Here is a 24,645-nt window from a genome sequence, read left to right as displayed (position 1 = left end):
CTGCCGCGCGTCGCCGCGTGCAGGCGTAGCTCGGACGAGAGCGAGAACCGATGCGGTCGAACGTGTCGCCTAGCGGGGCGCGGTGATCGGATCCGCGCCCGCAGCGCCATTCAGCCCTGGCTCTTGAGCAGCTTCTCGATCTCGGCCCGCAGGGGTCCTGCGAGATCGTTCCGCTCAAGGGCGTAGGCGAGATTCGCCGTGAGGAAGCCGAGCTTCGAGCCGGTATCGTAGGTCCGGCCCTCGTAGCGCATGCCGTAGAACGCCTGCTTCTCCATCAGGTCGATCATGGCGTCCGTGAGCTGGATCTCGCCGCCCGCGCCCTTCTTGCCGTGCTCGAGGATCCCGAAGATCTCGGGCTGGAGGATGTAGCGCCCGGAGATGATGAAGTTCGACGGCGCCGTGCCCTGCTTGGGCTTCTCGACCATCCCGGTGATCTGGAAGGACTGGCCGTAGGTCTCGCCCACGCTGACGATGCCGTACTGGTGCGTCTCCTCAGGCGCCACCTCCTCGACGGCGATGATGTTGCCGCCGTGGCGATCGTAGGCGGCCAGCATCTGCTGCATGCAGCCGCGGCTCAGCATGTCGGGGAGCAGCACCGCGAAGGGCTCGTCGCCGACGATCTCGCGGGCGCACCACACCGCGTGGCCGAGGCCGAGCGGCGCCTGCTGGCGGGTGAAGCTGGTCTGGCCGGCCTTCGGCAGGTCCTTCTTCAGCTCCTCGTAGGCGGCCGTCTTCCCGCGCTCCTGAAGGGTGTGGTCGAGCTCGAACGCGATGTCGAAATGGTCCTCGATCACCGCCTTGCCGCGGCCGGTGACGAAGATGAAGTGCTCGATCCCGGCCGCGCGCGCCTCGTCGACGACGTGCTGCACCACTGGCCGGTCGACGACCGTGAGCATCTCCTTCGGGACCGCCTTCGTGGCGGGCAGGAAGCGCGTGCCGAGGCCCGCGACGGGGAGGACGGCCTTGCGGATCGGTTTCATCGAGCGGTAACCCCGGAACTGGATGGAACGACGTGGTCAGCTGTGCGGTCAGTGAGATAGCTTAACGCGAGCCGTCGCAAGCATGTACATCGTTAGTATGAGGCGGCGGGGCGTAAATTTCCCGTCTGCAAAGGCGTAAGCAGTTGCCGGGCTGGCGGCAGTGAGGGCGAGATGGCGGTTCTGGTGACGGGGGGTGCCGGCTACATCGGCAGCCACATGGTGCTGGCGCTCCTCGACGCCGGCCATGAGGAGGTCGTCGTCCTCGACGATCTCTCCACCGGCTTCGACTGGGCGGTCCCAGAGGGTGTGAAGCTCGTCGTCGGCGACGTGGCCGACCAGGCCCTCGTGACACAGACCATCCTGCAGCACCGCATCGATGCCCTGGCCCACTTCGCCGCCAAGATCGTCGTGCCGGAATCCGTGGCCGATCCCCTGGGCTACTACCTCGCCAACACCGTGAAGACCCGCGCGCTGATCGAGGCGTCGGTGCGTGCCGGCGTCAAGAATGTCATCTTCTCCTCGACCGCGGCCGTCTACGGTGAGCCCGAGGCCTCGCCGGTTCCCGAGGACCTGCCACTGAAGCCGATCAATCCCTACGGCCGCTCGAAGCTGATGAGCGAGTGGATGATCGCCGACGCCGCCGCGGCGTACGGCTTCTCCTACGTGGTCCTGCGCTACTTCAACGTCGCCGGCGCGGATCCGGAGGGACGGTCCGGCCAGTCGACGCCCAACGCCACGCACCTGATCAAGGTGGCCACGCAGGCGGCGCTCGGCCAGCGCGCCCGGCTCGACGTCTTCGGGACCGACTACCCGACCCCGGACGGGTCGTGCCTGCGCGACTACATCCAGGTCTCGGACCTCGCGGAGGCGCATCGCCTCGCCCTCGACCATCTGCGCTCCGGTGGCGAGAGCCTGACGCTGAACTGCGGCTACGGGCGCGGCTACTCGGTCCTCGAGGTCGTCGGGGTCGTGAAGCGGATCTCGGGCCGCGACTTCGAGGTGCGGCTGTGCCCGCGCCGGGCCGGCGATCCGGCCCAAATCGTCGCCGAGGCAGCGCGCATCCGCGATCGCCTGGGCTGGCAGCCCCGGCACGACGACCTCGACGCCATCGTCGGTCAAGCCCTCGCCTGGGAAGAACGCCTGGAGAAGCGCAATCGGATCTGACCGGATGCATTCCCGTCGATGGATCCTGGCCGCGGCGGCGAGCCTCGCGACCGGCCCGGCCCGCGCCGAGGACGCCTTCCGGGCGTTCGTCGAGGCCCTGCGTCCGGACGCGGCGGCGCGGGGAGTCTCCGCCGCGACCTTCGACGCGGCGTTCCGCGGGATCACGGGACCCGATCCCGGCATCCTGGCGCGAACCCGCCGCCAGAGCGAGTTCAGCCGGCCTGTCTGGGAGTACCTCGTCGGCGCGGCCTCGGCCGGCCGCATCGCGCGCGGCCGCGACCGCGCCGCCGCCCTCGCTTCGACCCTGACGGCGATCGAGGCCCGCTACGGCGTTCCGGGTCCGGTGGTGATGGCATTCTGGGGCGTCGAATCGGATTTCGGAGCGAGTGCGGGCAGCGTCCCGACCGTCCGGGCGCTGGCGACGCTCGCCGAGGCGCGGCACCGCGGCAGCCTGTTCCGCGACGAGCTCCTCGCCGCCCTCACGATCCTGCAGCGCGGCGACATCGCGCCCGACCGGATGAGCGGCAGCTGGGCTGGCGCGATGGGTCAGGTGCAGTTCCTGCCCTCCACCTACCTGGCCCACGCGGTCGACTTCGACGGCGACGGCCGGCGCGACATCTGGACCAGTGCGGCGGATTCGCTGGCCTCGATCGCCGCCTACCTCAAGGATCTCGGCTGGAATCCGACCCTCTCCTGGGGCTACGAGGTGCGCCTGCCTAAGGAGTTCGACCTGAGCCGCTACGCGGGCGATCTCGCGAGCTTCGCCGAGCGCGGCGTTCGCCGCACCGACGGGCAGCCGCTGCCGGGGACCGGGCGCGCCAGCCTGTTCCTGCCCGGAGGCCTCGGCGCCCCGGTCTTCCTGATCACCGACAATTTCGAGGTGGTCCGGGGCTACAACACCTCGGATTCCTACGCGCTGGCAGTGGGTCACCTTGCCGACCGCCTCGCCGGCGGTCCGCCGCTGGCCGCGCCGTGGCCCGCCGGAGCCCGCCTCGACGGGCCGGGCCTCCGCGCCCTGCAGACCGGCCTCGCGGCTTCCGGCTTCTACGACGGGCCGACGGATGGACGCGCGGGCCCGAAGCTGCGCGAGGGGGTGCGGCGCTATCAGATCAGCGTCGGATTGCCGGCCGACGGGTACGCGACGCCGGCCCTACTCGCCCGCGTGGCCGGGAAGGCAGCGCCGCGACGCTGAGCCCGGCGAGAGGTTTAGACCCGCGCGCGGCTTCCACCTATAGTGGCCGCGGTCCGAACGGGCCCGGTTCGGCGTAAAGCGTACGGGATGCGCATGGTCCTCAGTCGTCGGCGTCCTTCGGAACGCCCCCTCATCTTCGGGCTCTCGGTCCTGCTGGGGCTCGCGGAGGTGTCGACTTTCGGGGGCAGTCCAGCCCGCGCGCAGTGGGGCGACAGCTACCAGCAGCAGCAGGGCGGCACCTATTACCAGGCGCCGCCGCGCCGGCGGCCGCGGGACGCCTATTACCGCGACGACGGGACGTCCGGGCGCCAGCCCCGCTACGCGCCGCAGCAGGAGGCGCCGCGCCAGTTCTACTGGCCCTGGGAGGACAGGCCGCAGCCGGTGGCGCCGCAGCCGGAGCGCACCTACCGGGCCCCGCGCCAGCGAACCAATCCCTACGCGACCGGAGAGGCGCAGCGTCCGCCCCCCGCCGTGAAGCGGCGGGTCCGTCCGGCCAGGGCGCCGACACCGCCGAAGCCCGCGGTCGCCAAGACCGAGCCGAACGTCCAGATCGCCGTCTTCGGCGATTCCCTCGCCGACCATCTCGCCAAGGGCCTCGACGACGTGTTCGAGGACAATGCCGACGTCGCCGTGATCGACCGCGCGAAGGGCGACAGCGGTCTGGTGCGCAAGGACGTGGTCGACTGGCCGAAGGTCGCGCAGGACTACCTCCAGAGCAACGCGAAGGTGCGCTACGCCCTGGTGATGTTGGGCGCCAACGATCGGCAGCCGATCCGCGAGGGCGACGAGACGGCCGATCCCCTCACGGACCGCTGGCGCGCCCTCTACCGCGCCCGGGTGGAGGCGCTGGCGAAAGTCTTCACCGACCGCAAGATCCCGCTGATCTGGGTCGGGCTGCCGCCGGTCCAGAGCGAGTCCCTGAGCCGGGACCTCGCTTCCCTGAACGACATCGTCCGGGACACCGTTACCAAAGCCGGCGGCACCTACGTCGATATCTGGCCGGGCTTCGTCGACGACCGAGACCGGTACGCCGCGTCGGGCCCGGATCCGGAAGGCCAGATCGCCAAGCTCCGTACCGCGGACGGTGTCCATTTCACCAAGGCGGGCGATCGGAAGCTGGCCCACTTCGCCGATGTCGAGCTGAAGCGGCTGATGGGCGCGGTGCCGGGCACGGCCGAGCCGTCGCCGACCGCGACCGTGGCGCCGACCGCACCGCCCGCGACACCCGGGCCGAGCCTCGACGGTACCGCGCCGGCCACCGATACCGCGGCGATCGATCGTCAGATCACCGCGATGCTGCCGAGCCTGCCGGAGCCGCCCGGCGTGCCGGCGCTCCCGGTGAAGCCCGCGGCCGGCCCCGTGGTACCGTTGAGCCGGAGCGAGGTATCGCCCGGCGGCGCGCTGCTGAATGGCCGTCCGCGCGATCCGGACAATTCCGGGACCGTGGAGCGGACGCTGCTGCGCGGCAACGCGCCGATGCCGCAGCCCGGCCGAGCCGACGATTTCCGCTGGCCGCCCGGCTGAGCCGGGCGGACCCTTCGCACGGTCTCAGCTGGCCGTCAGCGCGGCAGGACGCTGGCGCCCATCAGCATCTCGTCGATGGCGCGCGCCGCCTGACGCCCCTCGCGGATCGCCCAGACCACCAGGGACTGGCCGCGCCGCATGTCGCCGGCGGCCCAGATCTTCGCGTCCGACGTGCGGTAGTCGTCCTCGTTCGCCTCGACATTGCCGCGCTTGTCGACGCCGACCCCGGACTGCTCCAGCAGACCCTTCTGGACCGAGCCCGCGAAGCCGATCGCCATGAAGACGAGGTCGGCCGGCAGCACGAACTCGGTGCCGGCGATCGGCTGGCGCTTGGCATCGACGCGGGCGCAGACCACGCCGGTGAGCTGGCCCTTCTTGTTCCCCTCGAGCCGCAGGGTCGCGGCCTGGAACTCGCGCTCCGCGCCCTCCGCCTGGCTGGACGAGGTCCGCATCTTGGTCGGCCAGTAGGGCCACACGGTGAGCTTGTCCTCCCACTCCGGCGGGCGCGGGCGGATGTCGAGCTGCGTCACCGACAGGGCCCCCTGGCGGAACGCGGTGCCGACGCAGTCGGAGGCGGTGTCGCCGCCGCCGATGACCACCACGTTCTTGCCCGCGGCCAGGATCGGCTGCTCGCCGTTGCCGCGCATCGGCTCGGCGCTCACGCGCCGGTTCGACTGGACGAGGTAGGGCATCGCGTAGTGGACGCCCTCGAGGTCCTGGCCGGGGAGCTGCGGGTTGCGCGGATCCTCGGCGCCACCGCAGAACATCACGGCGTCGAACTCGGCCTTGAGCTCGTCGACCGACTTCGTGACGCCGATGTTCTGATTGTAGTGGAAGACGACGCCCTCGGCTTCCATCTGGCGCACGCGCCGGTCGATATGGCGCTTCTCCATCTTGAAGTCCGGGATGCCGTAGCGGAGAAGGCCACCCGCCTTCGGCTCGCGCTCGAACACGTGGACGTCGTGCCCGACGCGGGCGAGCTGCTGCGCCGCCGCCATACCGGCCGGTCCGGAGCCCACGATCGCGACGCGCTTGCCGGTGCGGGTCTGCGCCGGCTCGGGCTTCACCCAGCCCATGTTCCAGGCGCGGTCGGCGATCGCCTGCTCGATCGTCTTGATGGCGACCGGCTGGTTCTCGAGGTTCAGCGTGCACGCCTCCTCGCAGGGCGCGGGGCAGACCCGGCCGGTAAACTCCGGGAAGTTGTTCGTGGAGTGGAGGTTGCGGGACGCCTCCTCCCAATCCGACTGGAAGACGAGGTCGTTCCAATCCGGGATCTGGTTGTGGACCGGGCAGCCCGTCGGCCCGTGGCAGAACGGGATGCCGCAATCCATGCAGCGCGCGGCCTGTTTCGTCAGGTCGTGCTCGTCGAGCGGGAGCGTGAACTCGCGGAAGTGCCGGACCCGGTCGGCGGCGAGCTGGTACTTCTGCTCCTGCCGGTCGAACTCTAGGAAGCCTGTGATCTTGCCCATTGGTCAGCCCCTGGGCCGGCCAGTCTCTGACTGCGCTGCCCGCGTCGTCGTCTCGTGTGGGTGCGTGACCGGGCGGGAGCCCGCCCGGTCTCAGGAAGTCGCCTACTCGGCGGCCACCGGCATCCGCGCCATCTCCATCTCGCGAAGCGCCCGGCGGTACTCCACCGGCATCACCTTCACGAACTTGGTGCGGTAGCCGCTCCAGTCGTCGAGGATCGCCTTGGCGCGGGGGCTGCCCGTGTACTTGAGATGGTTGGTGATGAGCTGCGTCAGCCGCTCCTCGTCGTGCCCGGACATGTCTGCCAGGATGTCGACCCGCCCCTTGGTCTCCAGGTCGCCGTCCTGATGGAAGCGACGCATCAGGTCGTCCTCCTCCTCGACCGGCTCCAGGTCGACCATCGACAGGTTGCAGCGCGCCGAGAAGGAGCCGTCCTCATCGAGCACGTAGGCGATGCCGCCCGACATGCCGGCCGCGAAGTTGCGCCCGGTCTCGCCGATCGACACGACCACGCCGCCGGTCATGTACTCGCAGCCATGGTCGCCCATGCCCTCGACCACCGTGATCGCGCCGGAGTTCCTGACCGCGAAGCGCTCGCCCGCGGAGCCGCGGATGTAGCACTCGCCGGCGATCGCCCCGTACAGCACGGTGTTGCCGACCATGATCGTCCGGTCCTGCGGCGACTTCAGCGCGTCGCTCGGCCGGATGATCAGCTTGCCGCCCGACAGGCCCTTGCCGACGTAGTCGTTGCCGTGGCCGGTCAGCTCGACGGTCACGCCGGCCGCCACCCAGGCGCCGAAGCTCTGGCCCGCCGTGCCGGCGAGCTTCACCACGATCGTGTCGTCCGGCAGGCCCTCGTGGCCGTGCGCCTTGGCGACCATGCCGGAGAGCATCGCGCCCGCCGCCCGGTCCGAGTTCCGGATGGTGTCGGTGATGACCACCGGCTCGCCGGTCTCGATCGCGTGCTGCGCCTTCTCGATCAGGCGCCGGTCGAGGACCGTGTCGATCGGGTGGTGCTGCACCTCCACGTGGCGGATCGCCGTGCCCTCGGCCACCTTCGGCCGGTGGAACAGCTTGGTGAAGTCGAGCCCGCGCGCCTTCCAGTGAGCGATGGCCTCGACCTTGTCGAGCACGTCGGAGCGGCCGACCGCCTCCTCCAGCTTCGTGAAGCCGAGCGAGGCGAGGATCTCCCGCACCTCCTCGGCCACGAAGAAGAAGTAGTTCACCACGTGCTCCGGCGTGCCCTTGAAGCGCTTGCGCAGCACCGGGTCCTGGGTGGCGACGCCCACCGGGCAGGTGTTCAGGTGGCACTTGCGCATCATGATGCAGCCGGCCGCGATCAGCGGGGCGGTCGAGAAGCCCATCTGATCGGCGCCGAGCAGCGCCGCGATGATCACGTCGCGCCCCGTCCGGATGCCGCCGTCGGCCTGCAGGGCGACGCGCCCGCGCAGGTTGTTGAGCACCAGCGTCTGCTGGGTCTCGGCCAGCCCGGTCTCCCAGGGTCCGCCCGCGTGCTTGAGCGAGGTCAGCGGCGCCGCGCCGGTGCCGCCGTCGAAGCCCGAGATCGTGATGTGGTCGGCCCGCGCCTTGGCGACACCGGCCGCGACCGTGCCGACGCCAACCTCGGAGACGAGCTTCACCGACACGTCCGCCGACGGGTTCACGTTCTTCAGGTCGAAGATCAGCTGGGCCAGATCCTCGATCGAGTAGATGTCGTGGTGCGGCGGCGGCGAGATCAGGCCCACCCCCGGGGTGGCGTAGCGGACCTTGGCGATCTTGGCGTCGACCTTGTGACCGGGCAGCTGGCCGCCCTCGCCGGGCTTGGCGCCCTGCGCGACCTTGATCTGCATCATGTCGGAATTGACGAGGTACTCCGTCGTGACGCCGAAGCGGCCGGAGGCGACCTGCTTGATCGCGGACCGGCGCGAGCGCCCGTCCGGCAGCGGCTTGAACCGCTCAACCTCCTCGCCGCCCTCGCCCGAGTTCGAGCGGCCGCCGAACGAGTTCAGCGCGATGGCGAGCGTCTCGTGCGCCTCCTTGGAGATGGAGCCGTACGACATGGCGCCCGTGGCGAAGCGCTTGACGATCTCGGAGGCCGGCTCGACCGAGTCCAGCGGGACCGGTGCGCGACCGAGCTCGGCGGCGGACTTGATGCGGAACAGGCCGCGGAGCGTCTTCAGCTGGTGCTCCTGGCGGTTCACCAGCTCGGCGTATTCGCGGTACCGCTCCGGCACGTTGAGGCGCACCGCGTGCTGCAGCGTCGCCACCGTGTCGGGCGTCCAGGTGTGGGTCTCGCCGCGCAGGCGGTAGGCGTACTCGCCGCCGACATCCAGGGCGTTCCGGTAGACCGGCGCGTCACCGAAGGCGTCGCGGTGTCGGCGCGCGGTCTCCTCGGCGATCTCCGCCATGCCGACGCCCTCGATGGTCGTCGCCGTGCCGAAGAAGTCGCGGCCGACGAAGGTCGAGTTCAGACCGACCGCGTCGAAGATCTGCGCGCCGCAATAGGACTGGTAGGTGGAGATGCCCATCTTGGACATCACCTTCAGCAGGCCCTTATCGATGGCCTTGATGTAGCGATAGATGATCTCGTCGTCGGTGAGGTCCGGCGGGAACTCGTCCTTCATGTCGAGCAGCGTCTCGAAGGCGAGGTACGGGTTCACCGCCTCGGCGCCGTAGCCGGCGAGGCAGGCGAAGTGGTGCACCTCGCGCGGCTCGCCCGACTCGACGACGAGGCCGACCGAGGTCCGCAGGCCTTTGCGAATCAGGTAATTGTGCACGGACGCCGTGGCGAGCAGCGCCGGGATCGGGATCCGATCCGGCCCGACCGCCCGGTCGGTGAGCACGATGATGTTGTAGCCGCCGCGCACCGCCGCCTCGGCGCGGTCGCAGAGGCGGTCGAGCGCCCCGTCCATGGCCGCCGCGCCGGTCTCGGCCGGGTAGGTCATGTCAAGGGTCTTGGTGTCGAACCGATCCTCGAAATGGCCGATCGAGCGGATCTTCTCCAGATCGGCGTTGGTGAGGATCGGCTGGCGGACCTCCAGGCGCTTGCGCCGGGACGCGCCCTCCATGTCGAGCAGGTTCGGCCGCGGCCCGATGAACGAGACGAGGCTCATCACGGCCTCCTCGCGGATCGGGTCGATCGGCGGGTTCGTGACCTGCGCGAAGTTCTGCTTGAAGTAGGTGTAGAGCAGCTTCGACTTCTCGGAGAGGGCCGAGAGCGGCGTGTCCGTGCCCATGGAGCCGACCGCCTCCTGGCCGGTGACGGCCATGGGCTGCATCAGCAGCTTGAGGTCTTCCTGCGTGTAGCCGAAGGCCTGCTGGCGATCGAGCAGGCTGACGTCGCCGCGGGACTCGCGCGGCTGCACCGGGCGCAGGTCCTCCAGCACGATCTGGGTGTTCTTGACCCAGTCGGCGTAGGGATGCGCGGCGGCGAGCTCGCCCTTGATCTCCTCGTCGGAGACGATGCGGCCCTTCTGCAGGTCGATCAGCAGCATGCGGCCCGGCTGCAGGCGCCAGGACTGGACGATCTTCTCGTCCGGGATCGGCAGGGTGCCCATCTCGGAGGCGAGCACCACGAGGCCGTCGTCGGTGACGATGTAGCGCGCCGGGCGCAGGCCGTTGCGGTCGAGGGTGGCGCCGATCTGGCGGCCGTCGGTGAAGGCCACGGCGGCGGGACCGTCCCACGGCTCCATGAGAGCGGCGTGGTACTCGTAGAAGGCGCGCCGCTCCTCGCTCATGAGCGGGTTTCCGGCCCAGGCTTCCGGGATAAGCATCATCATCGCGTGGGCGAGCGGGTAGCCGCCCTGCACGAGGAACTCGAGGGCGTTGTCGAAGCAGGCCGTGTCGGACTGGCCCTCGTAGGAGATCGGCCACAGCTTCGAGATGTCGTTGCCGAACAGGTCGGAATCGACGCTCGCCTGACGGGCCGCCATCCAGTTGACGTTGCCGCGCAGCGTGTTGATCTCGCCGTTATGCGCGACCATCCGGTACGGGTGCGACAGCCGCCAGGTCGGGAAGGTATTGGTGGCGAAGCGCTGGTGGACGAGGGCGATCGCCGAGACGAACCGGTCGTCCTTCAGGTCGAGGAAGTAGCCGCCGAGCTGCGTGACCAGCACCATGCCCTTGTAGACGATGGTCCGGGTCGACACGGAGACCGGGTAGAACTCCTTCACCCGCGGGTCGTCGAGGCCGTAGACCTTGTTGGAGATCACCTTGCGGGCGACGTAGACCCGGCGCTCGAACGCGTCTTGGTCGGTGACCGAGGCGGGCCGGCCGATGAAGACCTGACGGTGGTGCGGCTCGGTCGCCTTCACGGCGTCGCCGAGATCCTCCGGATCCACCGGCACGTCGCGCCAGCCGAGGAGCGGCAGGCCCTCGGCGGCCAGGGACGATTCGACGATCTCCTGGATGATCGCCCGCGGCTCCTCCGCCTTCGGCATGAAGAACTGTCCGATGGCGTACGAGCCCGCCGGCGGCAGCTCGAAGCCGAGGCGCGAGCACTCCTCGGCGAAGAAGCCGTGCGGGATCTGCGTGAGGATGCCGCAGCCGTCGCCCATCTTGGGATCGGCGCCCACCGCGCCGCGATGATCGAGGTTCTCCAGGATCTTCAGGCCCTGCTCGACGATCGCGTGAGTCCGGCGGTCGTGCATGTCGGCGATGAAGCCGACGCCGCAGGCGTCGCGCTCGCGGGCCGGATCGTAGGAACCCTGGGCTTTCGGGAGGGCGGGGTCGCGCACGATGAGCGGCATCGCGCCGCCGCGGGGGGCGGCAGCCAGGGCCGTGGACGCAGCAAACTCGTCGGCGGGTCTGCGTTGTGACATGCTTCGTCTCGTCCTTCCCTCGAACCCGTCCGCAGCCAAGAACCCGCGAGCATGTTTCATGCCCGCAAGCCGTCGGCGCCACGCGCTCGGCCTCTTGCCGCAGGCCATCCGGCCGGTCCCGGAGGACACGTCCGTCGGCCTGCGTTCATCGAGGACCCGGACCGCTCGGAGAGCGGTGCGCTGGCGCGCCCGTGTCCGTCTGCCGAAACTTCTCGCCCGCGCGCGAGACGGCGACGGCCGGGATGCACGGCCGATGGGACAGTTGTGCTGTCCTAAGTCGCGAAACTGCCAGATTGAAATGTTTTCAGCAAGAGACTGCAGGCCGCGACGGTGTCGCCGCTCTGGATGACGGGCCGCGACCCGCTCCGCGCCTCCGCAATCTCGCCCGAATCGCGGGTTCTACGGGTCGTGCCGAGCACAAGCGGCATGCGGGGCAACGACCTCGCCGGCATGGTCGAGGTCCGGGTCTACCGGCCCGGACCATGCCGGAACCGGACACGAACCGGACACTCTGCCGGGTCTCCAAACCCAGAACGCACAAGAGTGACGATGACGAGCAGAGCCGCTGCGCGCTTCCCACGCCCGATGAGCCGGACGCTTCGCGCCGCGTGCCTGTCGGCGCTCGCTCTCTTGGGCGCATCCGGCGGGGCGCGCGCGCAATTCGCCTTCGAGGAAGAGGTCCTTCCGCCTCGCGTCGTCGCTTGGCGCCTCGCAGATCGCGGGTTCAGCGGCCTGAGCCGCCCGCGCTTCGACGGGCGGGTCTACGTGGTCGACGCCGTCGGTCCCGCCGGCGCGCCCGTCCGGCTGTTCGTCGATCCCATGACGGGCGGGATCGTGGGCCGCCGGCCGATCGGTGCGCCCGAGACCGTCGCTCGGCTGGAGCGACCCGCACCGGGCTTCGGCTGGACCGAGGACGAGGTCGTGCCCCGCCGCGCGATGCGTCCGGTCCCGTCCGAGGACGGTCCGGTGGCGCGGCCCCAGCGCCGGCCGGGCACCGAGGCCCTGCGGCCCGAGGCCAATCCCGAAGGTGTGAATCCCGACAGCGTCGCCCGGACTGCTCAGCCCATCGCTCCGCCAAAGCGGGTCGCGCGCGGAGCGCTCGCCCGGACGCCGGAGCTGAAGCCGCCGCCCCGCACGTCTCCCGAGGCACCGGCCCCCAAGCTCCCGCCGGCCGATACGGCCAAAGCGGATCCGAACGCCGGTCCCGCGCCCGAGACCAAGGCGGCGGCGATCGAGAAGGCCCCGGCCCCGGTTCCCGCTGCGCGACCCGCCGCGCCGTCGAAGCCGGCCGACGCCGCCGTGGCCGAGACGGCCAAGCCGGCCGCGAAGGATTGGAAGGATCCGCCCACGGACAAGAAGCCGGTTCGGGTGATCGGCGGCGCGACCATCGTCCCCGGCCAGGCCGAGTAAATTCGGCGGACGGAACCGGCGCGTCACGCGCCGTCCGTCAGCCGCTCGGCTCCCGTAAAAACCGTCACGGTGTCGGCCCGCGCGATGGCGCAGAGCGTCATGCCGTAGGACCGGGCCCGGTCGAGGGCCAGCGACGTCGGGGCCGAGATAGCGACGATCACGGCTGCGCCGAGCCGCGCGGCCTTCTCGACCATCTCGTACGAGCAGCGGCTGGTGATGACCAGGAAACCCGAGTCCGCGGGCGTCCCGGTCCGCATCAGGGTGCCGATCAGCTTGTCCAGAGCGTTGTGGCGGCCGACATCCTCGCGCACAGCCGCGAGTCCGCCGTCGAGGCGCGCCCAGGCCGCGGCGTGGACCGCGCGCGTCTCCGCGCCGAGGCGCTGGGCGCTGTCGAGATTCGACAGGGCGCGGGCGATAGCGGGCAGCCCGACCCGGACCTCGGAAGCCGCCCGCTTACCGGCCTGCGGCAGTTGCGCCAGGTCCTCGATGCCGCAGACCCCGCAGCCGGTGCGGCCGCTGATGGCGCGCTTGCGCGCCAGATGCTCGCGGAGCCGGCCCGGCGCGAGCTCGACGTGGAGGCGCAGACCGTCCGACGCCGTCTCCACCCGGGTCGCGCGGATCTCCTCCGCGCTGTCGACGATGCCCTCCGTCAGGCTGAAGCCGTAGGCGAAATCCTCGAGGTCGGCGGGCGTCGCCATCATCACGGCGTGCGGCACGCTGCCGTAGACGAGGTTGACCGGCGCCTCGACGGCCAGCGCCCGCGTGTCCGGCCTCGGCGCCGAGCCCGTATAGGTCATCACCTGCATCGGCGCCGGCACTGCGCAGGGCAGAGGACCGGGGGTGGGGCTGCCGGTTTGGGTGGACATCTCGAACTCCGCAGGCGTGGCACGAACGCGTCGCGACGCTTCATCCCCGGCGCGACGCGACGGGGAACGATTTCGCCGGGCCCTAGTGCGCCGACGCCACGAGGCGCCGTCAACTGGCGGGAAAGCGCGCGATGCGACGCTTGTGCGGTTGCACGTGGCCGGCCCTTGTGGTCTGAAGCGCCGGTCGGATAATGCCGGGTGACACAACCGGTACTCCGTCACGTCGGTACAATCCCGCACGCGTTCAAGACGGGGAGGTCCGGCGGCAGCCAGACAGTTTCAGGGGAGCCACGAGAGGCAGATGCGGACGGTGCGGACGATCAACCGGTCACTCTGGAGCCTCGCCGCTCTCGGCGCCCTGCTCTTCCCGATATCCGGCGCGCAGGCCGCGGGCTTCGGTCAGCCCGTGCCGTGGGAGATGGACCGGCAGATCCCGGTCACCGAGAACGCGCGCGACATCCTGAACTTCGAGATCGGCCTGCACTGGCTGTCCCTCGCCATCTCGGTGTTCGTGCTCGGGCTCATCCTGTGGTGCGTCTACCGCTTCGGCGAGAAGCGGAACCCGACCCCGTCCCGAACCACGCACAACACCGCCATCGAGGTCGCCTGGACGATCGTGCCGGTGCTAATCTTGGTCGCCGTGGCGATCCCGTCCTTCCGCCTGCTGCGCACGCAGCTCTCGGACCCGAAGGCCGACATGATCGTCAAGGTCGTCGGCCACGCCTGGTACTGGTCCTACGAGTACCCGCAGACCGAGGCCGGCGGCGGCTTCACGTTCGATGCCAACATCGACGAGGACAAGCAGCCGCGCCTGCTCCAGACCGACAACGAGATGGTCGTTCCGGTCAACAAGATCGTGAAGATCCAGGTCACCGCCGCCGACGTGCTGCATTCCTGGGCGATGCCGGCCTTCGGCTTCAAGATCGACGCCGTCCCCGGCCGCCTGAACCAGATGTGGTTCAAGGCCGACAAGGAGGGCACCTTCCACGGCCAGTGCTCCGAGCTGTGCGGCCAGCGCCACGCCTACATGCCTATCGTGGTCCGCGTGGTCAGCGAGCAGGCCTACGCCGACTGGCTGAAGGAGGCGAAGACCAAGTACGCCCGCATCGACAACGGCACGAGCTTCGCCGAGGCCCGCTGAGCCCCGGCTGATCGAACAGACCCCATCAGATTCACAAGGCATTCGAATCCATGGCTACAGCCGCAGCCCATGCCGGGGCCCATGAGGTCCACGACCACAAGCCGTCGTTCTTCGCCCGCTGGTTCCTGTCGACGAACCACAAGGACATCGGCACCCTCTACCTGCTGTTCGCCTTCTGCGCCGGAATCATCGGCGCGTTCCTCTCCTTCGGCATCCGGATGGAGATGGAGGCGCCCGGCCTGCAGTATTTCTCGAACCCGGCGACCTACAACGTGTTCGTCACCGGTCACGGTCTCATCATGGTGTTCTTCATGGTGATGCCGGCGCTGATCGGCGGCTTCGGCAACTGGTTCGTGCCCCTCATGATCGGCGCGCCCGACATGGCGTTCCCGCGCATGAACAACATCTCGTTCTGGCTGACGGTGGCGGGATTCTGCTCCCTGCTGTGCTCGCTGTTCGTCGAGGGCGCGCCCGGCGCGTCCGGCGCCGGCACCGGCTGGACCGTCTACCCGCCGCTCTCCACCGCCGGCCATCCCGGCCCGGCCGTCGACTTCGCGATCTTCGCGCTCCACCTGTCGGGCGCGGGCTCCATCCTCGGCGCGATCAACTTCATCACCACGATCCTGAACATGCGCGCCCCGGGCATGACGCTGCACAAGATGCCGCTCTTCGCCTGGGCCGAGCTGGTGACCGCGTTCCTGCTGCTGCTCTCGCTGCCGGTGCTCGCGGGCGCCATCACGATGCTGCTGACCGACCGCAACTTCGGCACGACCTTCTTCGACCCGGCCGGCGGCGGTGACCCGATCCTGTACCAGCACCTGTTCTGGTTCTTCGGTCACCCCGAAGTGTACATCATGATCCTGCCGGCCTTCGGCATCGTGTCGCACATCATCGCCACGTTCTCGCGCAAGCCCGTCTTCGGCTACCTCGCGATGGCCTACGCCATGGTGGCGATCGGCGTCGTCGGCTTCGTCGTGTGGGCGCACCACATGTACACGGTCGGCCTGTCGCTGCAGACGCAGTCCTACTTCGTGTTCGCCACTATGGTGATCGCGGTCCCGACCGGCGTGAAGATCTTCTCGTGGATCGCCACCATGTGGGGCGGCTCCATCCGCTTCACCGCCGCCATGCACTGGGCGGTGGGCTTCATCTTCCTGTTCACGGTCGGCGGCGTCACCGGCGTCGTGCTGGCCAACTCGGCGGTCGATAAGTACCTGCACGACACCTACTACGTGGTCGCGCACTTCCACTACGTGCTGTCCCTCGGGGCCGTGTTCATCATCTTCGCCGGTGTCTACTACTGGTTCCCGAAGATGACCGGTCACATCATCCCCGAGTGGGCCGGCAAGCTGCACTTCTGGCTGGCCTTCATCGGCGCGAACGTCCTGTTCTTCCCGATGCACTTCCTGGGCCTCGCCGGCATGCCGCGCCGCTACGCCGACTACCCGGACGCGTTCGCCCAGTGGCACAAGGTGTCGACCTACGGCGGCCACATCTTCGCGCTCGGCATGTTCGTGTTCGTGATCGGCGTCATCCTCGCCTTCCGCTCGAAGGAGCGGGCCGCGGACAACCCGTGGGGCGAAGGCGCCACCACCCTCGAGTGGACGCTCTCCTCCCCGCCCCCGTTCCACCAGTTCGAGACGCTGCCCCGCATCGTCGACGAGCCGGGCGCGCACTGATAGACACCCCGCGAGGGCCGCGTCCGCGGCCCTCGCCCTTCCCCGGAGGCCGGTCGGCCGACCTCCCGGCAAGGGCGAGCGATGAGGGCGATCCGCACGGGCCGAGGGAGAAGTCCCGGGCCCCGCTCACGCCGATCCTTGGAACACGTCGAATTCGAGACACGACTCGGCCGTGACGCGCGCGGCCGGGCGCCGACACAGCAGCGGCAGACGCGATGACGAGCCTGACGAACACGATCGGACCGGACGTTCCGGCCCCGGCCCTCACGACCGCCGGCGGCGACGTTCCGGACTACTTCGCCCTGCTGAAGCCGCGGGTGATGGTCCTCGTGATCTTCACCGCACTGGTCGGAATGGTGGTCTCGCAGGGCCACGTGCAGCCGGCCATCGGCGCGATCTCGCTCCTCGCCATCGCGGTCGGCGCCGGTGCGTCCGGCTGCCTCAACATGTGGTGGGACGCCGACATCGACGCGGTCATGAGTCGGACCGCCACCCGGCCGATTCCGTCGGGCCGGATCACCTCCCAGGAGGCACTGGGCTTCGGACTGTTCCTCTCGGTCGCCTCCGTGGTGGTGCTCGGGCTCGCCGCCAATCTCCTGGCGGCCGCGCTCCTCGCCTTCACCATCGTGTTCTACGCCGTGGTCTACTCGATGTGGCTGAAGCGGGCGACCGCGCAGAACATCGTCATCGGCGGCGCCGCCGGAGCCCTGCCGCCGGTCATCGGGCAGGCGGTGGTGACCGGGTCGGTCGGCGTCGAGTCGCTGATCCTGTTCGCCATCATCTTCATCTGGACCCCGCCGCACTTCTGGGCGCTCGCCCTGATCAAGGCCGACGAGTACGCCCGCGCCGGCATCCCGATGATGCCGAACGTCGCCGGCCCCGCCTCCACCCGCCGCCAGATCGTCTGGTACTCGCTGCTCCTCGCACCCCTCGGCCTCGTGCCGGTGGCCCTGGGCTTCGGCGGCCTCGTCTACGCGGTGGTCGGCCTCGTGGGCGGCCTCGGCATGGTGGCGTTCAGCATCCGGGTACTGCGGAATCGTGAGGGGGATGCCGAGCGGCGCGCCGCGATGGGCATGTTCGGCTTCTCGATCCTCTACCTGTTCGCGCTGTTCTCGGCGCTCCTGGCCGAGCAGAGCTTCGGCCTGTTCCGTCCGGTCCTGGGTTGAGCGCCATGGCGGATCCCGAGATCCAGTACCGGCCGCTCACGCCCGAGCAGGAGGCGCGGCGCCGCAAGCGCTCGATCGCGATCGCGCTGGCGCTGGGAGCCTGGGTCCTGCTGTTCTTCGTGCTGACGATCGTCAAGCTCGGCCCTCAGATCCTGACCCGGCCGCTCTGAGGCGCCCCCGATGACAGTTCCTCCATCAGGATCGAACCGGGCCGCCACGCGCACCGCCCTCGCCTGCGCGGGTCTCGCCGTGGGCATGATCGGCCTCGCCTTCGCGTCGGTGCCGCTCTACGACGCCTTCTGCAAGGCGACCGGCTACGACGGCACGCCCCGGCAGGGACCGGCCCTTTCGGCCTCCGCGGCGCGGGCCGACGACAGCATGGTCGTCCATTTCGACACCAACGTCGCGCCGGGGCTGCCCTGGAAATTCATCCCGGAAGTGAGCAGCGTCGAGGCGAAGCTCGGTGAGACCAAGACGGTCTTCTTCCGCGTGCAGAACACCGGCAGCACGCCCTCGGCGGGTGTGGCGACCTTTAACGTCCAGCCCGGGTTGATGGGTGGTTACTTCGTCAAGATCGCGTGCTTCTGCTTCAACGAGCAGACGCTACAGCCGGGCGAGACGCTGGACGTGCCGGTGGTGTTCTACGTCGATCCGGCCGTTCGGGACGACTCGAACACCGCGCATCTCTCGGAGATGACGCTGTCCTACACGTACTTCGCCTCCAAGAACGGTCAGCCCGTGAAGGCGGCGGTGGCGAAATCGTCTTCCTCGGGAACGAAGGGCGATTTCTGATCGCGGACCCGTGACAACACGGGGCCGCAGCGACTAAAGCTGCCAGCAAGCTTGGGCGTGGTGCGTGCCGCGCCCGGCCGAGGGCAGGCAACGAACAGCGTAAGGCCGGGAACGGCGCAGGGCGCGAGGGTGAGGAGCGACGGGACGATGGCCGAGGCGCACGCCAAGAATCACGACTACCACATCCTGAATCCGAGCCCGTGGCCGTTGATCGGAGCCTTCTCGGGCTTCCTCATGGCGTTCGGCGCCGTGTTCTGGATGAAGAGCCTCACGATCGGCACCCTGGCTCCCGGTCCCTACATCTTCGGGGCCGGCACGATCGGCGTCCTCTACACCATGTTCTCGTGGTGGAAGGACGTCGCGCACGAGGCCAATTCCGGCGACCATACCCGCGTCGTCCAGCTTCACCACCGTTACGGCATGATGATGTTCATCGCCTCCGAGGTGATGTTCTTCGTCGCGTGGTTCTGGGCCTACTTCGAGGCCGCCCTCTACACCGCCGACCCGATCCAGGTCTCGCGCGTGGAGTTCACCGGCGGTGTCTGGCCGCCGAAGGGCATCGAGGCGTTCGATCCCTGGCACCTGCCGCTCCTGAACACGCTGATCCTGCTGACCTCGGGCACCACCGTCACCTGGGCGCACCACGCGCTGATCGAGGGCGACCGCAAGGGCCTGAAGTACGGCCTGTGGCTGACGATCATCCTCGGCGTTCTGTTCACCGCCTGCCAGGCCTACGAGTACAGCCACGCCGAGTTCGGCTTCTCGGGCAGCATCTACTCGTCGACCTTCTTCATGGCGACGGGCTTCCACGGCGCCCACGTCATCATCGGCACGATCTTCCTGGCGGTGTGCCTGTTCCGCGTCTACGCGGGCCAGTTCACCCCGCGTCAGCACCTCGGCTTCGAGTTCGCCGCCTGGTACTGGCACTTCGTCGATGTCGTGTGGCTGTTCCTGTTCGCCGCCATCTACGTGTGGGGTTCGGGGGTCTTCCACGGCGGCGGCGCTCACTGAGCGAAACCATCCCGTCGCCGCATGGCGGATCTGCGAAGGGCGGCTCAGGCCGCCCTTCTGCGTTTCCGACGCCGCGCGAACCCCGTATCGACGAGAACGACCCGCGCTCGGGTCGATGGGGTCCCGCACGGAACAGGTCTGGAGTGTGCCCGTGAACAACCGAACCTACTCGCCGCCGCCGCCGATCCCGACCGGCCTGCGCGGCCGGTGCCCGCGCTGCGGCGAGGGTCACCTGTTCAAAGGGTTCCTGAGCCTGCGCCCCTCTTGCGAGGCGTGCGGGCTCGACTACACGCATTTCGACTCCGCAGACGGGCCGGCCTTCTTCGTCATGTCGATCGTCGGCCTGATCGTGGTCGGTCTCGCCCTCTGGCTGGAGATCACCTACGAGCCGCCGATCTGGGTCCACGCCCTGGTGGCCCTGACCCTCTCGGTCGGGCTCAGCCTGATCCTGGTGCGGCCCCTCAAGGGCTTGCTGATCGCCCTGCAGTTCAGCAACCGGGCGGAGCAAGGGCGCTTCGAGCCGTGACCGCGAGCGGACCGTACCGCGCTGGCTGGCGCGACCTGGTCGCGCCGGGGCTCGCCTCGCTGGTTGCCCTGGCCATCCTGCTGGGGCTGGGGACTTGGCAGCTCGAGCGCAGGGCCTGGAAGGAAGACCTGATCGCCCGGATCGTGCGTCAGAGCCGCGCGGAGCCGGTGGCGCCGCCGGCCGCGGCGGCCTGGGATCCGGCGCGCGACGAGTTCCGGCACGTCCGGGTCAGCGGTCAGTTCCTCAACGACCGGGAAACCCTCGTGCACGGGCTGGCGCCCGGCGAGACGCCGGGCCGCGCCCTGCAGGGCTACTACGTGCTCACGCCGTTCCGCCGGGACGACGGGAGCATGGTGATCATCAACCGGGGTTTCGTTCCCACGGAACTGAAGGCGCAGGGCGATCGCCGGGACGGCCTGATCGACGGGTCGACGACGGTCACCGGCATCCTCCGCGCGAGCGAGGCCCGGGGGATGTTCGTGCCGGAACCGGATCCCGCCCGCGGGGAGTGGTTCAACCGGGACATCGCCGGCATCGCGGCGGCGCGCGGCCTCGGAACGGTCGAGCCCTACCTGATCGAGGCCGACGCCGTTCCCGGGCAGACGACGTGGCCGCGCGGCGGCCAGCTCCGGGTCGATCTGCCGAACAACCACCTGCAATACGCATTCACGTGGTTCGGCCTCGCCGCCTGCCTGATCGGCGTGTTCTCGGTCTTCGCGTGGCGCCGCCTGCACGATTCGCCCGCGGCCCGCGCCGCCTAGGACAAAGCCGCGCGCGCAGGATCTCGGCGAAGAAGAGTCTCGCCGAGATCGGCTGAAAAACGGCAACCCGTTCCTTTGACCGACGGCCATCGCCCCGGAATACTTTCGGTGTTCTTGAGCGATCGGCCGCGTTCTGCATAGTGTATTCAGTTCGCGGCGATCATCCGAAGACGACACGGCGCCGGACCGCCGTGCAACTGAGGTAACGCCGGATGACCAGCCATCTCGCCGACGCGGCGGCGCGCGAGCCGATCCGCTTCGCCTACTGGGTGCCCAACGTCTCCGGGGGGCTTGTCATCAGCAAGATCCCCCAGCGCACGAGCTGGGACGCCGAGTACAATCGGAAGCTGGCGCAGATCGCCGAGGAGGCAGGGTTCGATTACGGGCTGACGCAGATCCGGTTCACCGCGGGCTACGGCGCCGAGTACCAGCACGAATCGGTCGCCTTCAGCCACGCCCTGCTGGCCGCGACCACCAAGCTCAAGGTGATCGCCGCGCTCCTGCCCGGTCCCTGGCATCCGACCCTCGCCGCCAAGCAGATCGCCACGATCTCGCAACTCACCGAAGGCCGCATCGCGGTGAACATCGTCTCCGGCTGGTTCTCGGGCGAGTTCCGGGCGATCGGCGAGCCCTGGCTCGACCACGACGAGCGCTACCGCCGGTCGGAGGAGTTCATACGGAGCCTGCGCGGGATCTGGACGCAGGACAGCTTCACCTTCCGCGGCGACTTCTACCGCTACAGCGACTACACGCTGAAGCCGAAGCCGGCCCAGCCGCTGCCCGAGATCTTTCAGGGCGGCTCGTCGCGCGCCGCGCGCGACATGGCGACCCGCGTGTCGGACTGGTACTTCACGAATGGCGGCACGCCGGAGACGATCCGCGCCCAGGTGGACGATATCCGCGCCAAGTCGGCCGAGACCGGCAATCATCCCCGGATCGGCGTCAACGCCTTCGTCATCGCCCGCGACACCGAGGAGGAGGCCCGCGCCGTCCTTCAGGAGATCATCGACAACGCCGACCCGGACGCCGTGAAGGCCTTCGGTCACGAGGTCAAGAATGCCGGCAAGGCCTCGCCGGAAGGGGAAGGCAACTGGGCCAAGTCGAGCTTCGAGGATCTCGTTCAGTACAACGACGGCTTCAAGACCGACCTGATCGGCACGCCCGACCAGATCGCCGAGCGGATCCTGGCGCTGAAGGATGCGGGAGCGGACCTCGCCCTGTTGGCCTTCCTGCATTTCCAGGAGGACGTCGCGTATTTCGGCGCGCACGTGATCCCGCGGGTCCGCGCCCTCGAGGCCGCCCGCGACCGGCGCGCCGAGGCCGCCTGAGCGCCGCCCGCCGAACCGTACCCCGACTGATCGGAGTGAGCCATGAACATCGCCGTCGATGCGCGCACGCTCGAGCCGGAGCACCGCCCGGGCGCTCCCGGCCCCGCGCGGCCGCCCTCACCCACCCACGTGATCCGTGACGACGCCGAGGCGCTGGCCGTGGCCCACGGGCTCGCGGCCGAGTTCCGGGCCGGCGCGTCGGAGCGGGACCGCCACGCCGTGCGGCCGCTCAAGGAGCTCGACGCCTTCTCGCAGAGCGGCCTCTGGTCGATCAACGTGCCGCGCGCCTATGGCGGCCCCGAGGTCTCCTACCGGACCCTCGCGCAGGTCATCGCCATCGTGGCGGCCGCCGATCCCGCCATCGCGCAGATCGCCCAGAACCATCTCGGCATCCTGGCGGCGATCCGGACGGTGTCGGACGAGGCGCAGAAGCACCTGCTGTTCGGCGAGGTCCTGCGCGGAACGCGGTTCGGCAACGCCTTCTCGGAGCGCGGCACCAAGCGGGCGGCCGATTTCGACACGCGCATCACCGATCACGGCGACCACGTCGTGGTGCGGGGCCGGAAGTTCTACGCCACCGGCGCCCTCCTCGCGCACCTGGTCCCGATCGTCGCCCTCGATGCCGAGGGACGCGCCTGGTACGCCATCGCCGAGCGGGACGCGCCCGGACTCACGGTGATCGACGACTGGTCGAGCTTCGGCCAGCGCGGCACGGCGAGCGGGACCGTGCTGATCGACGACGTGCGCGTGCCCAAGACCCATCTGGTGCCGGCCTGGAAGGGCTACGCGGCGCCGACCGCCGACGGCGCCGTGTTCCAGATCATCCAGGCCGCGGTCGATGCCGGGATCGGCCGCGAGGCCCTCGACGACACCATCGGCTACGTCCGCGAGAAGGCCCGCCCCTGGATCGACAGCGGGCTGGAGCGGGCGTCCGACGATCCCTACACGATCCAGGCGGTCGGCGACCTGACCATCCGGCAGCACGCCGCCGAGGCGCTGCTCGACCGGGCCGGTCTCGCCCTCGACGCGGCCGTCGCGCGGCCGGACGCCGAGACGGTCGCGGCGGCCCAGATCGCGGTCGCGGAGGCGAAGGTGCTGACCACCGAGGTGGCGCTCGCCGCGTCGAACAAGCTGTTCGAGCTGTCGGGGACCCGCTCGACCCTGGCCGCCGAGAATCTCGACCGCCACTGGCGGAACGCGCGCACGCACACGCTGCACGATCCGGTTCGCTGGAAATACGCGATCGTCGGCAACCACGCCCTCAACGGCGTGAACCCGCCGCTCCACGCCTGGAGCTGACCGGCGCCTACAGCACCGGCAATCCCCGCGCCTTGGCCTCCTCGCCGGGCTCGACGTGGATGGTCACCACCGCCCCGGGGATCGTCGTCTCCAGGGCGGATTCCAGCCGGTCGCAGATCGCGTGCGAATCCTCGACGGTCATCGTGCCGGGGACGACGAGGTGGAAGTCGATGAAGGTCGCCTGACCGGCGGAGCGCGTGCGCACGTCGTGCGCCTCCAGCGCGCCCTCGCCGTGCTGGGAGATGAGCGACCGGATCTGGCTCACCATCTCGGCCGGGGCGGCCCTGTCCATGAGGCCGTCCACCGACTCCCGGACCATGCGGAAGCCGGACCACAGGATGTTCATGGCGACCAGCCCGGCCACCACGGGGTCGAGGACCGGGTAGCCCGTCACCACCACGGCGCCGACGCCGGCCAGGACGCCGCAGGACGTGATTACGTCGGCGAAAACGTGGCGCGCGTCGGCGATCAGGGCCGGCGACCGCCACCGCCTTCCCCAGCGCATCAGTGCCGCCGCCCAGACCGCGTTGACGATCCCGGCCGCGAAGTTGATCGCGAGGCCCACCGCGGGCGCGTCGAGGGCCTTCGGGGCGAGCAGCCCGAAATAGGATTCGCGCAGGATCAGCAGCGCCGCCACCACGATCAGCGCGCCCTCGATCACCGCCGAGAAGAACTCGGCCTTGTGGTGACCGTAGGGATGGTCCTCGTCCGCCGGGCGCGCGGCGACCCGCAGGGCCACGAAGGCGCCGATTGCGGCGACCACGTTGATGATGCTCTCCAGCGCGTCGGAGTACAGGGCGAGGCTGCCGGTGAGCCACGCCGCGTAGAACTTCATCGCCGTGACGGCGAGGCCGATGCCCGCGCTGAAGAGGGCGGCTTTCTGGGTGCGGTCCATGGTTCGCGCCGTTGGGGTGACGCCGCGCCCATACGGCACCGGCCGCGGCCAAGGCCACGGCAAAGGTTCGACGCCGCCGAAAACGTGTTAGCCGCGGCTAAGTCTCCGACGCGCCGCCGTTGTCGCGGGCGGCCTCGCGCCGCCGGCTCGGCTCCGCCTTGGCGCGCGCGGCCTGCGCCTTGCGCAGGTAGCGACGGCGCTGCCAGGCGAAGCGCGCTCCGGCGGCGAGGGTCTCCAGCCGGGCGGCCTCGCGCTCCCAGTACCCGAGGAGCTGCCCGTCGAGGGTGACCCGCCGGGGGCGACCGCGGGGCGTCACGCGTCGCTCCCCCGCGGCGCCGGCGGCTCGCCCGTCTCGGCCACGACCAGGGCGTCCGGATCGCCGCGGAAGCTGCCGGCGCCGGTATTCGGCACCGGGATTCCGGGGCTGCCGAAGGGCTGGCTCGGGTAGGCTGATTCGAACTTCGCGCGGGCGGTGTCGGGATCCTCGGCCTTCAGCACGATCTCGGACGTGCCGGGGAGCGGCCAGCGGGGATCGGCGGCGTCACGGGGGCGAACGGCGTACCAGGGCATGGATCGGGAGCCTCGCGTCTCGGTGACGCTGGAAACGGACGCGCCCCCCGGCGG

At 69.8% G+C, this 24,645-nt stretch carries 21 protein-coding genes; 14 read left to right on the top strand and 7 right to left on the bottom strand.

Features of this window, described 5'->3' with window-relative positions; genetic code table 11:
• Positions 1-110: 110 nt before the first annotated feature.
• The gene (gene galU, locus ACLBYG_RS00865; RefSeq protein ID WP_020091420.1) at positions 111-980 is read right to left on the bottom strand and encodes a UTP--glucose-1-phosphate uridylyltransferase GalU; all 870 of its coding nucleotides are present in this window, start codon (positions 978-980) and stop codon (positions 111-113) included.
• Positions 981-1,151: 171 nt separating this feature from the next.
• Here galU and galE point away from each other — a divergent pair, with 171 nt between their 5' ends.
• The 3 genes from galE to ACLBYG_RS00850 all read left to right on the top strand — a co-directional run bounded on the left by galE (position 1,152) and on the right by ACLBYG_RS00850 (position 4,860).
• Complete coding sequence (gene galE / locus ACLBYG_RS00860; RefSeq protein ID WP_447680295.1) at positions 1,152-2,144, top strand: UDP-glucose 4-epimerase GalE; 993 nt, start codon at positions 1,152-1,154, stop codon at positions 2,142-2,144.
• Positions 2,145-2,148: 4 nt separating this feature from the next.
• Positions 2,149-3,336, top strand: coding sequence for a lytic murein transglycosylase (locus ACLBYG_RS00855; protein WP_447680294.1), 1,188 nt, complete (start codon positions 2,149-2,151; stop codon positions 3,334-3,336).
• Positions 3,337-3,429: 93 nt separating this feature from the next.
• Positions 3,430-4,860, top strand: coding sequence for an SGNH/GDSL hydrolase family protein (locus ACLBYG_RS00850; protein WP_447680293.1), 1,431 nt, complete (start codon positions 3,430-3,432; stop codon positions 4,858-4,860).
• A gap of 35 nt (positions 4,861-4,895) precedes the next feature.
• Here the strand turns inward: ACLBYG_RS00850 and ACLBYG_RS00845 are convergent, their stop codons facing one another.
• Complete coding sequence (locus tag ACLBYG_RS00845) at positions 4,896-6,329, bottom strand: glutamate synthase subunit beta (protein ID WP_447680292.1); 1,434 nt, start codon at positions 6,327-6,329, stop codon at positions 4,896-4,898.
• Positions 6,330-6,431: 102 nt separating this feature from the next.
• On the bottom strand, positions 6,432-11,147 hold the full coding sequence (gltB, locus tag ACLBYG_RS00840) for a glutamate synthase large subunit (RefSeq protein ID WP_447680291.1): 4,716 nt from the start codon (positions 11,145-11,147) through the stop codon (positions 6,432-6,434).
• Between the two features lie 549 nt (positions 11,148-11,696).
• Between gltB and ACLBYG_RS00835 the strand changes: the two genes are divergently transcribed.
• A complete protein-coding gene (locus ACLBYG_RS00835) occupies positions 11,697-12,557 on the top strand; it encodes a hypothetical protein (RefSeq protein ID WP_447680290.1) in 861 nt (286 codons plus the stop codon).
• A gap of 23 nt (positions 12,558-12,580) precedes the next feature.
• Here ACLBYG_RS00835 and fdhD read toward each other — a convergent pair whose 3' ends face one another.
• Complete coding sequence (gene fdhD, locus ACLBYG_RS00830) at positions 12,581-13,354, bottom strand: formate dehydrogenase accessory sulfurtransferase FdhD (RefSeq protein WP_447680672.1); 774 nt, start codon at positions 13,352-13,354, stop codon at positions 12,581-12,583.
• 370 nt (positions 13,355-13,724) lie between these two features.
• Here fdhD and coxB point away from each other — a divergent pair, with 370 nt between their 5' ends.
• From coxB to ACLBYG_RS00780, 10 genes are all read left to right on the top strand, one after another.
• The gene (gene coxB / locus ACLBYG_RS00825) at positions 13,725-14,564 is read left to right on the top strand and encodes a cytochrome c oxidase subunit II (RefSeq protein WP_056522032.1); all 840 of its coding nucleotides are present in this window, start codon (positions 13,725-13,727) and stop codon (positions 14,562-14,564) included.
• Between the two features lie 50 nt (positions 14,565-14,614).
• Complete coding sequence (ctaD, locus tag ACLBYG_RS00820; protein ID WP_020091411.1) at positions 14,615-16,243, top strand: cytochrome c oxidase subunit I; 1,629 nt, start codon at positions 14,615-14,617, stop codon at positions 16,241-16,243.
• A gap of 215 nt (positions 16,244-16,458) precedes the next feature.
• A complete protein-coding gene (locus tag ACLBYG_RS00815) occupies positions 16,459-17,409 on the top strand; it encodes a heme o synthase (RefSeq protein ID WP_020091410.1) in 951 nt (316 codons plus the stop codon).
• A 5-nt stretch (positions 17,410-17,414) separates the two neighbouring features.
• Entirely contained in the window at positions 17,415-17,579 is a 165-nt protein-coding gene (locus ACLBYG_RS00810) for a hypothetical protein (protein WP_020091409.1), read from the top strand.
• Between the two features lie 10 nt (positions 17,580-17,589).
• Complete coding sequence (locus ACLBYG_RS00805) at positions 17,590-18,201, top strand: cytochrome c oxidase assembly protein (RefSeq protein WP_447680289.1); 612 nt, start codon at positions 17,590-17,592, stop codon at positions 18,199-18,201.
• A 147-nt stretch (positions 18,202-18,348) separates the two neighbouring features.
• Positions 18,349-19,212, top strand: coding sequence for a cytochrome c oxidase subunit 3 (locus ACLBYG_RS00800; RefSeq protein ID WP_020091407.1), 864 nt, complete (start codon positions 18,349-18,351; stop codon positions 19,210-19,212).
• 115 nt (positions 19,213-19,327) lie between these two features.
• Positions 19,328-19,738 carry a DUF983 domain-containing protein gene (locus ACLBYG_RS00795; protein ID WP_447680288.1) on the top strand — a complete coding sequence of 137 codons (411 nt, stop codon included), beginning with the start codon at positions 19,328-19,330 and terminating at the stop codon, positions 19,736-19,738.
• Positions 19,735-20,499: an SURF1 family protein gene (locus ACLBYG_RS00790; protein WP_447680287.1), complete on the top strand. Its 765-nt coding sequence runs from the start codon at positions 19,735-19,737 to the stop codon at positions 20,497-20,499. Before ACLBYG_RS00795 ends, ACLBYG_RS00790 begins: the two co-directional genes overlap by 4 nt.
• Positions 20,500-20,711: 212 nt before the next feature.
• Positions 20,712-21,827, top strand: coding sequence for a dimethylsulfone monooxygenase SfnG (gene sfnG, locus ACLBYG_RS00785; protein ID WP_091678104.1), 1,116 nt, complete (start codon positions 20,712-20,714; stop codon positions 21,825-21,827).
• A 42-nt stretch (positions 21,828-21,869) separates the two neighbouring features.
• On the top strand, positions 21,870-23,126 hold the full coding sequence (locus tag ACLBYG_RS00780; protein ID WP_447680286.1) for an SfnB family sulfur acquisition oxidoreductase: 1,257 nt from the start codon (positions 21,870-21,872) through the stop codon (positions 23,124-23,126).
• 7 nt (positions 23,127-23,133) lie between these two features.
• Here the strand turns inward: ACLBYG_RS00780 and ACLBYG_RS00775 are convergent, their stop codons facing one another.
• The 3 genes from ACLBYG_RS00775 to ACLBYG_RS00765 all read right to left on the bottom strand — a co-directional run bounded on the left by ACLBYG_RS00775 (position 23,134) and on the right by ACLBYG_RS00765 (position 24,591).
• Complete coding sequence (locus tag ACLBYG_RS00775) at positions 23,134-24,021, bottom strand: cation diffusion facilitator family transporter (protein ID WP_447680285.1); 888 nt, start codon at positions 24,019-24,021, stop codon at positions 23,134-23,136.
• Between the two features lie 97 nt (positions 24,022-24,118).
• The gene (locus tag ACLBYG_RS00770; protein ID WP_447680284.1) at positions 24,119-24,337 is read right to left on the bottom strand and encodes a hypothetical protein; all 219 of its coding nucleotides are present in this window, start codon (positions 24,335-24,337) and stop codon (positions 24,119-24,121) included.
• Complete coding sequence (locus tag ACLBYG_RS00765) at positions 24,334-24,591, bottom strand: hypothetical protein (protein WP_020091400.1); 258 nt, start codon at positions 24,589-24,591, stop codon at positions 24,334-24,336. The genes ACLBYG_RS00770 and ACLBYG_RS00765 overlap by 4 nt, the downstream gene beginning before the upstream one ends.
• Positions 24,592-24,645: the final 54 nt, after the last annotated feature.

This window comes from Methylobacterium sp. D53M (assembly GCF_053345625.1).
Note: the sequence above shows the minus strand (reverse complement) of the source record. Positions and strands in the feature narration are given on the sequence as shown.

Bases quoted from the DNA above. Each gene is read 5' to 3' on its own strand.
- galU (WP_020091420.1), bottom strand. From the start codon at position 980: ATGAAACCGATCCGCAAGGCCGTCCTCCCCGTCGCGGGCCTCGGCACG.
- galE (WP_447680295.1), top strand. From the start codon at position 1,152: ATGGCGGTTCTGGTGACGGGGGGTGCCGGCTACATCGGCAGCCACATG.
- ACLBYG_RS00855 (WP_447680294.1), top strand. From the start codon at position 2,149: ATGCATTCCCGTCGATGGATCCTGGCCGCGGCGGCGAGCCTCGCGACC.
- ACLBYG_RS00850 (WP_447680293.1), top strand. From the start codon at position 3,430: ATGGTCCTCAGTCGTCGGCGTCCTTCGGAACGCCCCCTCATCTTCGGG.
- ACLBYG_RS00845 (WP_447680292.1), bottom strand. From the start codon at position 6,329: ATGGGCAAGATCACAGGCTTCCTAGAGTTCGACCGGCAGGAGCAGAAG.
- gltB (WP_447680291.1), bottom strand. From the start codon at position 11,147: ATGTCACAACGCAGACCCGCCGACGAGTTTGCTGCGTCCACGGCCCTG.
- ACLBYG_RS00835 (WP_447680290.1), top strand. From the start codon at position 11,697: ATGACGAGCAGAGCCGCTGCGCGCTTCCCACGCCCGATGAGCCGGACG.
- fdhD (WP_447680672.1), bottom strand. From the start codon at position 13,354: ATGACCTATACGGGCTCGGCGCCGAGGCCGGACACGCGGGCGCTGGCC.
- coxB (WP_056522032.1), top strand. From the start codon at position 13,725: ATGCGGACGGTGCGGACGATCAACCGGTCACTCTGGAGCCTCGCCGCT.
- ctaD (WP_020091411.1), top strand. From the start codon at position 14,615: ATGGCTACAGCCGCAGCCCATGCCGGGGCCCATGAGGTCCACGACCAC.
- ACLBYG_RS00815 (WP_020091410.1), top strand. From the start codon at position 16,459: ATGACGAGCCTGACGAACACGATCGGACCGGACGTTCCGGCCCCGGCC.
- ACLBYG_RS00810 (WP_020091409.1), top strand. From the start codon at position 17,415: ATGGCGGATCCCGAGATCCAGTACCGGCCGCTCACGCCCGAGCAGGAG.
- ACLBYG_RS00805 (WP_447680289.1), top strand. From the start codon at position 17,590: ATGACAGTTCCTCCATCAGGATCGAACCGGGCCGCCACGCGCACCGCC.
- ACLBYG_RS00800 (WP_020091407.1), top strand. From the start codon at position 18,349: ATGGCCGAGGCGCACGCCAAGAATCACGACTACCACATCCTGAATCCG.
- ACLBYG_RS00795 (WP_447680288.1), top strand. From the start codon at position 19,328: ATGGGGTCCCGCACGGAACAGGTCTGGAGTGTGCCCGTGAACAACCGA.
- sfnG (WP_091678104.1), top strand. From the start codon at position 20,712: ATGACCAGCCATCTCGCCGACGCGGCGGCGCGCGAGCCGATCCGCTTC.
- ACLBYG_RS00780 (WP_447680286.1), top strand. From the start codon at position 21,870: ATGAACATCGCCGTCGATGCGCGCACGCTCGAGCCGGAGCACCGCCCG.
- ACLBYG_RS00775 (WP_447680285.1), bottom strand. From the start codon at position 24,021: ATGGACCGCACCCAGAAAGCCGCCCTCTTCAGCGCGGGCATCGGCCTC.
- ACLBYG_RS00765 (WP_020091400.1), bottom strand. From the start codon at position 24,591: ATGCCCTGGTACGCCGTTCGCCCCCGTGACGCCGCCGATCCCCGCTGG.